The organism is Sphingorhabdus sp., assembly GCF_044357595.1.
Taxonomy (GTDB): domain Bacteria; phylum Pseudomonadota; class Alphaproteobacteria; order Sphingomonadales; family Sphingomonadaceae; genus Sphingorhabdus_B.
The window spans coordinates 1-13403 of sequence record NZ_JBIKPH010000062.1; the positions used below are offsets into that span (position 1 = coordinate 1).

11 protein-coding genes are annotated in these 13403 nt (G+C 53.6%); 6 read left to right on the forward strand and 5 right to left on the reverse strand.

All coding sequences use genetic code 11. The features are described from left to right. From ACIQ2T_RS07650 to rimP, 3 genes are all read right to left on the reverse strand, one after another. On the reverse strand, window positions 1-580 hold a 580-nt coding region (locus tag ACIQ2T_RS07650; RefSeq protein WP_397590295.1), incomplete at its 3' end, for a DUF448 domain-containing protein. A gap of 31 nt (window positions 581-611) precedes the next feature. Continuing rightward, window positions 612-2222, reverse strand: a complete 1611-nt coding sequence (gene nusA / locus ACIQ2T_RS07655) for a transcription termination factor NusA (protein WP_397590296.1) — start codon at window positions 2220-2222, stop codon at window positions 612-614. A gap of 4 nt (window positions 2223-2226) precedes the next feature. Next, window positions 2227-2787, reverse strand: a complete 561-nt coding sequence (gene rimP, locus ACIQ2T_RS07660) for a ribosome maturation protein RimP (protein ID WP_315477654.1) — start codon at window positions 2785-2787, stop codon at window positions 2227-2229. A 186-nt stretch (window positions 2788-2973) separates the two neighbouring features. Here rimP and ACIQ2T_RS07665 point away from each other — a divergent pair, with 186 nt between their 5' ends. Then, window positions 2974-4107 carry a PQQ-dependent sugar dehydrogenase gene (locus ACIQ2T_RS07665; protein ID WP_397590297.1) on the forward strand — a complete coding sequence of 378 codons (1134 nt, stop codon included), beginning with the start codon at window positions 2974-2976 and terminating at the stop codon, window positions 4105-4107. A gap of 19 nt (window positions 4108-4126) precedes the next feature. Here the strand turns inward: ACIQ2T_RS07665 and ACIQ2T_RS07670 are convergent, their stop codons facing one another. Beyond that, window positions 4127-4984: a DUF1499 domain-containing protein gene (locus ACIQ2T_RS07670; RefSeq protein WP_397590298.1), complete on the reverse strand. Its 858-nt coding sequence runs from the start codon at window positions 4982-4984 to the stop codon at window positions 4127-4129. Between the two features lie 183 nt (window positions 4985-5167). Here ACIQ2T_RS07670 and ACIQ2T_RS07675 point away from each other — a divergent pair, with 183 nt between their 5' ends. Genes ACIQ2T_RS07675 through ACIQ2T_RS07690 form a run of 4 tightly spaced genes read left to right on the forward strand, consistent with a single transcriptional unit; the run spans window position 5168 to window position 8035 of the window. Further along, window positions 5168-5650, forward strand: a complete 483-nt coding sequence (locus ACIQ2T_RS07675) for a GNAT family N-acetyltransferase (RefSeq protein ID WP_397590299.1) — start codon at window positions 5168-5170, stop codon at window positions 5648-5650. Between the two features lie 38 nt (window positions 5651-5688). Next, window positions 5689-6240: a DUF1285 domain-containing protein gene (locus tag ACIQ2T_RS07680; RefSeq protein ID WP_397590300.1), complete on the forward strand. Its 552-nt coding sequence runs from the start codon at window positions 5689-5691 to the stop codon at window positions 6238-6240. Further along, a complete protein-coding gene (locus tag ACIQ2T_RS07685; RefSeq protein ID WP_397590301.1) occupies window positions 6237-6809 on the forward strand; it encodes a CoA pyrophosphatase in 573 nt (190 codons plus the stop codon). The genes ACIQ2T_RS07680 and ACIQ2T_RS07685 overlap by 4 nt, the downstream gene beginning before the upstream one ends. Continuing rightward, window positions 6806-8035 (forward strand): CCA tRNA nucleotidyltransferase, encoded by a 1230-nt coding sequence (locus ACIQ2T_RS07690; protein WP_397590302.1) that lies wholly within the window; start codon window positions 6806-6808, stop codon window positions 8033-8035. Before ACIQ2T_RS07685 ends, ACIQ2T_RS07690 begins: the two co-directional genes overlap by 4 nt. 67 nt (window positions 8036-8102) lie before the next feature. Here the strand turns inward: ACIQ2T_RS07690 and parC are convergent, their stop codons facing one another. Next, window positions 8103-10424 (reverse strand): DNA topoisomerase IV subunit A, encoded by a 2322-nt coding sequence (gene parC, locus ACIQ2T_RS07695; RefSeq protein WP_397590303.1) that lies wholly within the window; start codon window positions 10422-10424, stop codon window positions 8103-8105. 221 nt (window positions 10425-10645) lie between these two features. On the opposite strand from parC, the gene ACIQ2T_RS07700 reads away from it, so the two are divergent. After that, on the forward strand, window positions 10646-13303 hold the full coding sequence (locus ACIQ2T_RS07700) for a TonB-dependent receptor plug domain-containing protein (protein ID WP_397590304.1): 2658 nt from the start codon (window positions 10646-10648) through the stop codon (window positions 13301-13303). Window positions 13304-13403: the final 100 nt, after the last annotated feature.

The following is a 13403-nucleotide window of genomic DNA, read 5'->3' on the forward strand; positions in this document are numbered from 1 at the left end:
TGCATCCTTTGAAATTTAGCCAGCGTCCAAGATGATGCATCACCCTGTCCGCCGCTTTTTGGTTAATCAACGCGACATGCACAGCATTCTGCCGCCCAAGCGCCGCCGAGAGTGCATCTCGGTCTACTGGCAGTTTAAAACCGCCCTTTCCGGAACCTTCGGCACCCTCACCGACCCGCCAGGCTTGGTCGCGTTTGCCACTGCCGTCGGCACTGGCGTCCGAAGCGTGCAGCAACAGCCGGACCTGACCGCTGCGCGATGCGGAATCGATCTTCTCTGCCCCCAAGATAAGGTGCCCTGCCCTTGCTTCCAACCCCAACCGATCGAGAAATCCCTTTTCGAGCCCGCGATCAATGCGGCCAGTCAGGTCATCGATAATGTCGATTTTGTCAGTTTTGAACGCGCGACGTAGCAAGCCGGCAAGCTTGCCCTTGGTGAGCGCTATAGACAATTCTTCACCAGACACGCCAATCCATGCGCCACGGCCGGGCGCCTTGGCGAACAAATCGGGCGCAATGCTGCCATCGGGGCCGAGCGCAAGCCGGATGAGCTGGGCACGAGTCCCATGCTCACCTGACAATATGCACTTCCTTATTGGGGAGTGTCGGTTCTCATTGAGAGTCGTCCGCTGCAATCGCGTCCTCCTCTTCGAACCAATGTGCGCGGGCAGCCATGATGATCTCATTGCCCTGATCTTCCGACAGACCAAAAACCGCTAGAATGCCGGCCTTGTCTTCCGTGCGGTTACGGCGCATCTCGCGATCGCTGCGTTCGTTACGGCGTGGTTCGCGTGCCTTTTGAATAAGCTCGTCGGTAGCCAAGTCAGCAAGATCGTCGAGCGTCTTGATGCCAGCCTTGCCCAGAACCACCAGCATCGCTTCGGTCAAGATTGGCAATTCCGCAACGGCATCTTCCACGCCCAATTCGCGGCGTTCGGCTCGGTTAGCCTCCTCGCGACGATCCAACGCTTCTTGTGCACGGCTCTGGAGTTCTTCGGCCAGACCTTCATCAAAGCCCTCGATTGCGGCGATTTCCGACGGATCGACATAAGCGACTTCTTCGAGTTCACTAAAGCCTTCGGCGACCAGCAACTGGGCAAGTGTTTCATCAACATCCAACTCTTGCTGGAACATTTCGGAACGCTCGACAAATTCCTTCTGCCGCTTCTCGCTCGATTCCGCTTCGGTCATGATGTCGATGCCACGGCCAGTCAGCTGCGATGCGAGACGGACATTCTGTCCGCGACGGCCAATCGCAAGGCTTAATTGATCGTCAGGAACAACGACTTCGATGCGGCCTTCTTCTTCGTCGATCACAACGCGGCTCACCGTTGCTGGCTGAAGGGCGTTTACGATGAAAGTTGCTGTATCTTCCGACCATGGAATAATGTCGATCTTTTCGCCCTGCATTTCCTGCACGACGGCCTGAACGCGACTACCTTTCATACCAACGCAAGCGCCAACTGGGTCGATGCTGCTATCGTGGCTGATCACACCGATCTTAGCGCGGCTGCCCGGGTCGCGAGCAGCGGCCTTGATTTCGATGACGCCGTCATAAATTTCGGGAACTTCCTGCGCGAACAATTTCTTCATGAAATCAGGATGTGCGCGGCTCAAAAGGATTTGCGGGCCGCGATTTTCGCGCTGCACCTTCATGATGAGCGCACGGACGCGATCACCACCGCGCACAACTTCGCGAGGGATCTGCTGGTCGCGGCGGATAACGCCCTCTGCCCGGCCAAGATCGACGACAACATGACCAAATTCGACTGATTTCACCACACCTGTGATAATCTCGCCTGTACGATCCTTGAACTCTTCAAACTGGCGCTCGCGCTCTGCATCGCGCACCTTTTGAAAGATGACCTGCTTTGCCGATTGGGCGTCGATGCGACCAAGGTCAACTGCGGGTAACGGGTCGACGATGAAGTCGCCAACAACGGCGCCCTTTTGCAACTTGTCGGCCTGCTTCAAGTCAACTTGTTTGAAATAATCTTCGACATTTTCAACGACTTCAACAACGCGCCACAAGCGCAGGTCGCCCGTCTGGGTGTCCAGCTTCGCACGAATGTCATTTTCGGCACCATAACGCGCACGCGCGGCGCGTTGAATAGCTTCTTCGAGCGCTTCTATAACAATCGACTTGTCGATCATCTTCTCGGTGGCGACCGCATTGGCAATTGCAAGCAATTCGGCCTTGTTGGCGGCAATACTACTGGCCATGTTCTTAATCTTCCTGTGCTTCATCGTGAATGGGTTCGGCTTCTACTTCGTCCGCCCCATCGCTGTTGATGGGGGCAGTCGACGCAATCAACCTGTCTGTCAAGAGCAGCTTGGCATGGCCAAGTGCGGAAAATGGGAATGTCAGCCGTCCGGCCTTGCGGTCATCGACATGGATTTCTTCGCCGTCGACACCGGCAAGGTCACCACGAATATTCTTGCGGCCATCCATTGGCTCGCTGAGTTCAATCTTCGCCTCATGCCCTACCCAGTCAGCGAAATCCGCCAAGCGCGTCAGTGGCCGGTCAATGCCAGGTGAACTGACTTCAAGGCGATATGCCTCAACAATAGGGTCAAGCTCGTCAAACAGGTCAGAGATGCGGTGCGAAAGCGCCGCGCAATCGTCAATATTCAACTGTCGTGTTTCAGGACGTTCTGCCATCACCTGCAAGGTCGGCTCATCGCTACCCTGTGCTCCGTTAGAAAACCACGCCACGCGCACCAACGAAAAGCCAAGCGCTTTCGCCTCAGGGGCAATCAAACTGCTCAGTTTATCCAGATCAGGCACATTCAGTCTTTCTTATACGACATGCAATGACTTTCAGCGCCGGCCCCAGTGGCGCCAGCCCTTCCAAGTTCTCACAATGTAAGGATGCCGTGGGTATAGTGCGGAAGCCTTTCCTATGCAAGCCTCTTGCACATAGGGGTCTGAATTCCCAACTATCTTAGGCACAAATAATAGGAGCACTTATTAATGTCGAAATTGTCTTTCCTGCTTGGCGCGTCATTTCTAGCTGCAGCCTGCCAACCTTCGGTCAGTGACGCCGCCCCCACCGACACCAGCGGGAAGCCTTTTGACGTAGCAGTCGTTGCGGACTTCGATCAGCCATGGGCCATGACGTTTGTGCCCAACACGCCATATGCCCTTGTGACCGAAAAGAAGGGCAAACTAAAGCTGTGGCAAAATGAAGGCCCTGTTGTGGATGTTGATGGCGTTCCAGCAGTCGCATATGGCGGCCAAGGGGGCCTTGGTGACGTCATTCTCCACCCAGACTTTGCCAAAAACAAACTTGTCTATCTCAGCTTTGCCGAAGCGGGTGAAGGTGGGTTTGGCGCGGCAGTGGCAAGAGGCAAGCTTACCATTGCAGGCGGCAAAGCTGCCTTGAGCGATGTTCAAATAATCTGGCGGCAGGAACCCAAGGTCTCGGGTCAAGGCCATTTTGGCCATCGTCTCGCTTTCGGGCCGGATGGCATGCTGTATATCAGCAGTGGCGAGCGGCAGAAATTCGACCCTGCGCAGGACCTCAACCAAAATCTTGGTAAAATTGTTCGGTTGACCGACAGCGGGGTGGTTCCATCGGACAATCCCTTTTACGATCAGGGCCGTGTAAAATCGCAAATCTGGTCTTATGGGCATCGCAATCCGCTTGGCATCGCCTTTGATGCGCAAGGCCGGCTATGGAACCAAGAAATGGGACCTGCGGGTGGTGATGAATTGAACCTTGTTAAGAAGGCAGCCAATTACGGCTATCCTTTCGTGTCCAATGGCAACCATTACGACGGTCGCGATATTCCAGACCATGCAGCAGGTGACGGCTTTGCAGCGCCCAAAGTGTTCTGGAACCCCGCCATATCTCCTGCTGGCCTTATGATTTATTCAGGCGACATGTTCAAAGAGTGGAAGGGCAGCGCATTTCTTGGCGGTCTTGGCGCAAAGGCGCTGGTGCGGGTTAAGCTGGATGGCGAAAACGCCACCAAAGCCGACCAATGGGATCTGGGCGCGCGCATCCGCGAAGTAGAACAGGGCCCTGATGGCGCTATCTGGTTGCTTGAGGATGAGTACCGCGGTTCAGAAGGACGCTTGTTGAAACTGACGCCGAAGAAGTAGCAGATGCTGCGGCGACGCCTTATGGCGCCGCCGTCACCGTTCCTGTAAGATCTGCAAGGAAAGATCGTACGCGCTTCGCATTCATGCCCAAATCACTTAGCCCAACGCGGCTGACAGAGCGCATATCGACAATGCTCCCCTCCCCCGTGTCAGATGGACGTACCCGCAATACGACGTCATCTTTAAACTGAAAAAATGCGCTGGTTTCAGTCGCTTCCAGCCGGCCTTCTGCGGGCAAAGAAATCGCAATGTCCCAATTGCGTGCTTTTGCGAGGCGTTCCGCCTTGGCAATAACCATTGCCACAGGTTCATTAATACGAACCGAACGAATGTCGCCATAGCCCTTTTGATGGACAACGCCCCAACGCTGCTGCGGAGTAAGGCCGCGCATTTTCAAATCATCCGCGCCAGGAACATTGTCCAGATTGTCCGCACGCAGCTGCAATGTCTGAAAGGCTGGCGGATCAGCAAGATCGGTCGATATATCATGAATGGCAGGCACCGTGAGTGCCTTGACAAGAAACGTTCCTACCCATCCCACATAGATTAACGCAACAAGCATACCAACCCAACGGCGTGCGCGCGGTGGTGGCGCAACAGACTTACGCAAGCGCCATGCTTGAAACAGGCTAATCAGAATAGCGCCAATGCCTAACAGAAATGCGAAAAAAACGCCCTTGAGACCGGAGGTATACTCCCAGAACCCCCAACCTGTTCCAACAGCGGAAACCAAGCCCCAGACAAACGAACCTATCCCGGCAATCAAAACCAAATAACCAGCATAATCTTTTTTGATACGCGCAGGCTGTGCGAATTGGTCTTGCGCAGGTAACATAGTCGCCTCTGATGTGTCTTGGGGCACGTCTTGATCGTTCACTATGTCGTCTCCTGCGTAAAAAAGCATCGAAGTTGAAGATGCTAATGTATGTTTGCCATAAAGGCAATTTACCGCTGCCTATATTATTGGTGGTGTTATATATTGGATTGGACAAAATGAATCTGCGGTGACAGGGCGCGGCGATAACATTCCCGCGCTGCGCGCAATTCAATAGGCCAAAACATGTTTCAGTTCTCGCCCTTAACCGGCACATCTGCAGATGCGTTGAACGCGCTACTGGATGATGCATTTGGAACTGACCGGCATATGCGCACCGCCTATTTGCTGCGCAAAGGCATGACCGCTATTGATCATCTGTCCTTTGCCATATTAGATAGCGGCGTCCTTGTCGCAAGCATCCAGTGTTGGCCCGTCCGCGTCGATACGGCCGCCTTAATCTTGGTAGGACCAGTCGCTGTTGCCACCCGTTTCCAGAACAGCGGGCTTGGGAAGCAACTCATGCAATTGATGCTGAATGCTGCAACGCCGCAAGACCCGCCGATGGTGATGATTGGCGATCCCGAATATTATGGCCGTTTTGGTTTTGAAGCTGAGGGCACATCTGGCTGGACCTTGCCCGGCCCTTGGGACCCAAGGCGTTTGCTTCTGCGCAATAGCAATATGGTTGCTTTGCCAACGCACGGCATGCTTGGACCAACTGACTAAGCTTTGACGATCGCTAGCTTTGTCCGTATCGCGTTCCTATGCCTTATGAAGCACCAGATCTAGCAAAGCTTACACTGTCCGATATTACGGAACTTGTTGCGGCGCGAAAATTGCCGCCGGTGGAAAGCTGGGAACCCGCCAATACGGGCGACAGCGAAATGCGGATCGCGTCGGACGGCAAATGGTTTCATCAGGGCGGCGAAATCACGCGACCTGCAATGATCCGGGCTTTTTCGAGCCTGTTGCGCCGAGATACCGATGGACAACATTGGCTTGTGACGCCGCAGCAAAAGCTTTCGATCATCGTTGATGATGTACCATTCATTGCTGTCGAGCTGCAAAGTGAAGGCGAAGGCCAAAACCGCACTCTGGCGTTCCGCCTGAACAGCGATGACCTGGTTTTCGCTGATGCTGATCACGCAATCGAGATGCGCAACGGGCTGTTATATTTGTATGTACGGGAAGGCCTATGGGCAAAGCTTGCGCGTCCAGTATATTACGAGCTGGCCAATCTGGCGCTTGCAGAAAACCCAGAATTTCCTTGCATTTGGAGCAAAGGTGCCCAATTTTATCTGGCTACTCCTGCATGAATTGGCGTTCACGGCTGCATATAGCGCTTGATCCAGCGCTCAGCATTGAAATCGAGGACGAACGTTACCTGGGTTCAAAAGGCTACCGTGCGGCCGCCGTTCTGATAGCCATTACCGACAGGCCGGAGCCAGGCGTTATACTCACCCAGCGTCCAACTTGGTTGCGCAGCCATGCAGGTCAAGTGGCGTTCCCAGGCGGCAAGGTCGACGACGGAGATGAAAACGATATTGCCGCTGCTTTGCGTGAGGCACATGAAGAATTGAACCTTCCACCCACCCAAGTTGACGTGATCGGCGTGGCCGATACTTATATTTCTGGAAGCGGATACAGCATCTCACCTGTTGTCGGCGTCATTCCTCCAGACCTTGCATTGGAGGCCAATCCCGAAGAAGTAGAAGACTGGTTTGAGGTTCCTCTTGCCTTTCTATTTGATCCTGCCAATTCGATTAAAAAACAGGCGGCTTGGAATGGGCAGCAGCGAAGCTATTATGATATTCAATGGGGCAATCGGCGCATATGGGGCGTGACGGCAGGGATAATTGCCAATCTGGTGCGACGACTGGCATGATAGAAACCAGCCTTCCCGATGCCGAATGGCAGCATGCCGATGGCTTGAAAAAAGTGTTGGCGGTACTGGGCGATGCCTATGGCGGTCCGCGATATGTGGGCGGCGTGGTGCGCGATACTTTGCTAGGATTGCCTATCGCAGATGTTGATATCGCCACGGCCTTAGTGCCGATGGACGTCATCGACCGGTTAGAAGCAGGCGGCATAAAGGCGATTCCTACTGGCATTGAACATGGTACCGTCACCGCAGCAATCGATGGCAAAAATTACGAAATAACAACCCTGCGCCGCGATGTTGCGACAGACGGACGCCGCGCGACCGTGGCCTTTGCTACAGACTGGCGTGAGGACGCGGCACGGCGTGATTTTACGATCAACGCCTTATATGCGGAGCCCAAAAGCGGAAATATTTTCGATTATTTCAATGGCCTAGAGGATTTGAAAGCAGGCAGATTGCGGTTCATTGGCGATGCAAATGAGAGGATCGCCGAGGATTTTCTGCGCATATTGCGATATTTCCGGTTCCTTGCCCGATATGGAAGCGGTCAATTAGACACCGACGCAATTGCCGCATGCGCACAAGGGGCGCATGGCTTGACGGCATTGTCGCGTGAACGCATCGCGCAGGAACTTACCCGTATTTTAAGCTTAAGAGACCCTGGCCTATCCATTGAGCTGATGATCACGCACGGCATTTTTACACCGTTTCTGCCGGAACTTTCCGGCAGCGCGGCCAATGATTTGCAGAGCCTCATTAAGCGCGAACAACAATTTGCGCAGAACGTCTCGCTCCCCGCCCGGTTTCTTGCGCTTCTGAACCGCGATGCTGTGGCTGTCGATAAAGTTGCAGCACGGTTGAAGCTGTCGAACAAACTGCGTGAAGGCTTCGCCCAGAGACTAACTGCACCTCCCCCGCAACCTGACAATGTCCGCGCCACGGCCTATCATGCTGACATCGGAACCGCGCGCGACGTGGTGATGCTGTACAGCACAGATAGCGATGTTCCAGAATGTCTCGCGCAGTTGCAGCAATGGGAAATTCCAAGCCTAAATGTTAAAGGCGGGGACCTCATAAAATTGGGTCTGAAAGCAGGGCCATTGGTCGCAAAAACGCTGCAAGCTATTGAAGTCGCTTGGATTGATGAAGGCTTTCCCGACATCCAACGCCAAAATGAACTGGCGTCTCAGACGGTACATGCCGCCTTTTCAGAAACCAAAAACGGGTAAGTATTTTTGCCGCTTTAGGGCCGAGAACCTTAAGGCCCAGCCCTTTCACTACGTTCAATATCAGATATCAGTCGAATTGGTTGTTTCTGGGAAAGCCCTGTGGTGGCAAACGGCCAGCGGCGCCGCGGGCAACGCGCCACAAGGACATATCATTCTCCGTCCGCATCCGCCCGCTATCGCCACCCATAGCCCAGCTAAGGCCTTCGCTTATGCGGAAGCAAATAGCATCGGCAAGACCGCCATCTTTATACCGTTGCAAAGTCACGCCCTGCCCTTTGGACATTTCGGGTATCTCAATCATCGGGAAAACAACAAGTTTGCGGTTTTCGCCCACCACCGCCACATATTGATCGCGTAATATGGCTTCATCAGCGGTTCCCGACGGTGCAAGACGCACGACTTTCAATCGCGTGCCAGGCTTGAGCGTCACAACGCCCCGCCCCTTGCGCGTCTCGGCCACGACATCGCTCATCCGCGCAATAAAGCCCTTGCCCGTTGTCGCGGCCAGCAACATGCGCCCGTCGGGCACAGCGGTAAATACGGCGATAATGTCATTACCCGTCTCGATATCGATCATGGTACTCACTGGTTCGCCAAAACCGCGGGCACCAGGAAGCTTATCCGCGCCCAAGGTGTAAAAACGGCCATTGGCCGTTGCGATCAGTATCTTGTCCGTGGTCTGCGCATGGAAAGCAAAGGCAGGGCCATCACCCTCCTTGAATTTAAAGTCGGCGCGTGCAGATAAGTCGGCATGGCCCTTCATCGCCTTGATCCAGCCGCGCTTTGACATGATGACGGTCACAGGTTCGCGTTCAACAAAGGCCTCGAGCGAAATTTCCCGCGCTTGGCCAGCTTCTTCAAGGCTAGTACGGCGGCGGCCAAGCTCGGTTTCTTCGGCGTAGCTCTTGCGCAACGCGTCTAAGTCTTTTTTCAAACGCTTTTTCTGGAGCGCGGGGCTTTCAAGCAGCTTCACCAGCCCTTCGCGCTCGGCCTGCAGCCCTTCAAGCTCGCGCCGAAGCTCCATTTCCTCAAGCCTGCGCAGCGACCGCAGCCGCATGTTAAGGATTGCCTCTGCCTGCCGGTCATTCAAAAGGAACTCGGCCATCATAACTGGCTTTGGCTCATCCTCAGTCCGGATAATCTCGATGATGCGATCAAGATTGAGATACGCAATGATATAGCCTTGCAGCAGCTCAAGCCGGGAATCTATTTTTTCAAGCCGGTGCTGCGACTTGCGCACCAGCACTTCAATTTGGTGCTTCAGCCAGCGCAGCAGCACTTCGCCCAAGCCCATGACCTTTGGCGTGCGATCTGCATCCAAAACGTTCATGTTCAAAGAAAAACGCGTTTCCAAATCCGTTAGACGGAACAGAGCATTTTTGAGGTCTTCGGGGTCAACATTCCGGCTTTTTGGCACCAGTACGATGCGCACATGCTCGTCACTTTCGTCCCGAATATCGTCGAGAATAGGCAGCTTTTTATCGGCAACCAGCTGCGCAATTTGCTCGATCAATTTGCCTTTTTGGACCTGATAGGGAATTTCGCATACGACAAGCTGCCATGTACCGCCGGTCAGCTTTTCAACGCCCGTTGGTTCCCAAGCGCCGTCCTGCCAACCGTTCGAGAAACGGGCACGCACCCGCATCGCGCCGCGTCCGCTGGCATAAGCAGCGCTGATAACGGCGCGGCTGTCAACCAACACCCCGCCAGTTGCGAAGTCGGGCCCGCGCACAACATCCATCAGCTGTTCGTGGCTGGCTTGTGGCTCCTCTATTAACAGCATCGCGGCATCAATGATTTCTGCTGCATTGTGCGAGGGAATGCTTGTCGCCATGCCTACGGCGATACCGCTTGCGCCATTGGCCAGCAAATTCGGGAAAAGGCCCGGCATGACCTCTGGCTCTTCATCTTCGCCATTATAGGTCGGCCGAAAATCGGTCGCGTTTTCATCAAGCCCGTTCATGAGCTCAATAGCAGTGCGGGTTAGGCGCGCCTCGGTATATCGATAGGCAGCAGCATTATCACCGTCGATATTACCGAAATTCCCCTGCCCATCGACCAACGGATACCGCAACGAAAAAGTCTGCGCGAGGCGAACCATCGCGTCATATACCGACTGATCGCCATGCGGGTGATATTTACCAATCACATCACCGACAACGCGCGCGCATTTTTTATAACCGCTTGCAGGGTCAAGTTTCAAAAGGCGCATGGCCCAAAGCAAACGCCGGTGAACAGGCTTAAGTCCATCGCGCAAATCGGGCAGCGAACGTGCCGTTATCGTCGACATTGCGTAGATTAAATACCGCTCAGAAAGCGCCGCATCGAAAGGCGCATCGACTATTGCGTCAAACGGATCTTCTTCGGGAGCGTCAATTATTTCGGACATATTAGTCCCGATAGCGAGCCATTCTGCTGTCGCAAAGCAGCGATTTCAGCAATCCACAGCTTAATGTAATTTTTCGAACATATTGGAATATATGCGCGTTGCCACAAAGCCACACATCCATGGCAAAATATTTCAATATTAAGACTTTACTGGAACTTATCGCGTCAAAGTGCCAGATTCATGCCAGCATAGGGAATTTACGTGTAAATCGAGGAAATAAAATGAAAAATCTTAAGCTCATTTCAGCACTAGCGGTGACGGTTTCGTCCACTGCTCTTTTTGTAGCTGCCGCAAACCCAGCCTTTGCTCAAGACAGCGCACCGCAAAGTTCGGCTGTTGAAGAAGCAACTGGCCAAGACGCCATTATCGTCACCGGCACGCGCCGTACCGACCGTACCGTAGCGGACAGCACAGTTCCTGTTGACGTCATTTCGGCGGAAGCTTTGTTAAACAGCGGCCAAACCGAAACAAACAAATTGCTGAACCAGCTCGTACCTTCATTCAACTTCCCGCAGCCGTCGCTCACTGATGGAACGGACTCTCTGCGTCCTGCAACACTGCGCGGCCTTGCGCCCGATCAGGTTCTCGTGCTGATTAACGGTAAGCGCCGTCACCAGTCGGCGCTCGTGAACTTGAACGGTTCTGTTGGCCGTGGGTCGACCGCAGTCGATCTCAACACAATTCCGCCATTGGCCATTGAACGCATCGAAGTGCTTCGTGATGGTGCAGCTTCGCAATATGGTTCCGATGCTATTGCTGGCGTCATCAACGTGCAGTTGAAAAAAGGCATGGGCGGCCGCGCGCAGGCGACGTTCGGCAAATATATCACTAAGATGGAAGATGTTGGTCAGGTGGATACCGTGGCACTCACCACAACCAATCCCACAATCCGCTCGACCGATAACGCCATCATCGGCGGTGATAATCCAGTTATAACTTACACGGGTGAAGATCGCAAACGTCGCGATGGCGATACTTACACCTTTGCATCTAACTTTGGTTTACCGTTGGGTGAGAGCGGTTATGTTAATTTAACGGCAGAATATAAGGACCGGTCGCCCACGAACCGTTCCGGTCCAGATATCCGCCGCAACTACTTCGCTGCTGGCGATCCACGCGAAGCAACCTTTAACCGTTATGCCCACCGTTATGGTGATGGTGTATCAAAAGACCTGAACTTCTTCGTGAACGCAGGTTATGAGTTTTCCGATACTGCCGAATTCTACACCTTCGGCAGCTATGGCGTCCGCGACGGCAATGGCGCTGGTTTTTATCGTCGTTCTTTCGACGCTCGAAACCGAGATTTTGCGGCTTCCACCTCCAGCTTTGTTCCAATCTACGCGGACGGCTTCCTGCCGTTGATTGCTAGTAAGATTGTAGATATCTCTGCTGCGGCCGGTCTTCGCGGCGCAATGAGTGGTTGGGATTATGATCTTTCGGCGGTCTACGGGTCAAACCGCCTTGACTATACCATTGAAAACACGGTCAATACGTCGCTTGGCGGCCTAGCGAGCGCCCGCAGTTTCGATTCAGGTGGTTTGCGGTCAGGCCAGACATCGATTAACCTCGATATGCGCCGTGATTTGGACATCGGCATCGGCAAGAGTGTTTCTTTTGCTTTTGGTGGCGAATATCGGAACGAAAACTACAAAATCGTTGCTGGCGAACTACAAAGCTACGTCAATGGACCATTTTCAGCAGCGCCATTCAACGCTGCTGGTGGCGCCCAGGTGTTTCCCGGTTTCCGTCCAGCCAACGAAACCGACGTATCGCGAAACAGCTTTGCCGGTTATGCCGAACTAGACGCTGATCTCACTGACCAATTGACGGTTCAGTTGGCCGGCCGTTACGAACATTTCAGCGACTTTGGCGACACCATCAATGGTAAAGCAGCTGCGCGTTTTGAAGTGATTGATGGCGTTGCCTTGCGTGGTTCGGTTTCAACCGGCTTCCGCGCTCCTAGCCTTGCGCAACAATCCTTTGCAGCTACCTCCACCAACAATGTCGGCGGGGTCTTGATTGAAATCGGAACATTCCCTGTTTCATCGCCAGTTGCTATCGCTTTGGGTGCACAGCCTCTCAAGCCAGAAAGATCCATCAATCTGGGCGCAGGTGTTACTTTTACGCCATTTAGCGGACTGAGCATCACTGCGGATTATTACAATATTAAAATTAACGACCGCATCACGCTGACGGAAAACCTTCAGGGTACAGACGTTCTAGCGTTACTGACTGCAGCAGGCGTTACTGGGGTCAGCTCGGCACGCTTCTTCATCAATGGTATCGATACGAAGACCTCGGGTCTCGATATTGTCGCAAGCTACCGCGTGCCAGAATTTGGTCTTGGCCAATTCCGGGTGAGCGTTGGTTATAATCTGAACGATACAAAAATCTCGGATCGCCGGGTATTTTCTGGCTTCACCGCGCAGCGCCTATTCGCACGCCAGGAAAGCTTCCGCCTCACAGAGGGCCAACCCAAGAACAAGCTCAATGTTGGCCTTGACTGGGATTATAATAACTTCGGCCTGACGCTGCGCACCAACCGTTATGGTGAAGTGTTCTTGCCGAGCGGCTTCTCAACCGTTACTGGAACTAACCCCACAAGCGATATCACAAAAGCGCCCGGCACTCTTCCAGGTGACATCTTCTTGTCGCCAAAATGGGTCACAGATCTTGAGTTCCGTTTTAAGCCTGTTGAGTCTGTATCAATAGCATTTGGTGCAAATAACTTGCTCGACACGTATCCCGATCGCTTGCCATTTGGCACCGTGGATGGTGTGAACTATGGCTTTAACAATTCGTTCTTGCCCTACAGCTCGCAATCGCCATTCGGTTTCAGCGGACGTTTCCTTTATGGTCGTGTGTCGATCGATTTTTAAACCCTTAAGAACTTCAACAGGAAGGGCGCGGCGTAAAACCCGCGCCCTTCTTTTTTGCCACGCATTTTGACGCCCAACGGTGCGCCTGCTAACGGGACCA

What these genes read in the sequence shown, in the direction of transcription:
- nusA (WP_397590296.1), bottom strand. Translation starts at nt 2,222, where the DNA reads ATGGCCAGTAGTATTGCCGCCAACAAGGCCGAATTGCTTGCAATTGCC.
- ACIQ2T_RS07690 (WP_397590302.1), top strand. Translation starts at nt 6,806, where the DNA reads ATGATAGAAACCAGCCTTCCCGATGCCGAATGGCAGCATGCCGATGGC.
- ACIQ2T_RS07700 (WP_397590304.1), top strand. Translation starts at nt 10,646, where the DNA reads ATGAAAAATCTTAAGCTCATTTCAGCACTAGCGGTGACGGTTTCGTCC.
- ACIQ2T_RS07680 (WP_397590300.1), top strand. Translation starts at nt 5,689, where the DNA reads ATGCCTTATGAAGCACCAGATCTAGCAAAGCTTACACTGTCCGATATT.
- ACIQ2T_RS07675 (WP_397590299.1), top strand. Translation starts at nt 5,168, where the DNA reads ATGTTTCAGTTCTCGCCCTTAACCGGCACATCTGCAGATGCGTTGAAC.
- parC (WP_397590303.1), bottom strand. Translation starts at nt 10,424, where the DNA reads ATGTCCGAAATAATTGACGCTCCCGAAGAAGATCCGTTTGACGCAATA.
- ACIQ2T_RS07665 (WP_397590297.1), top strand. Translation starts at nt 2,974, where the DNA reads ATGTCGAAATTGTCTTTCCTGCTTGGCGCGTCATTTCTAGCTGCAGCC.
- ACIQ2T_RS07685 (WP_397590301.1), top strand. Translation starts at nt 6,237, where the DNA reads ATGAATTGGCGTTCACGGCTGCATATAGCGCTTGATCCAGCGCTCAGC.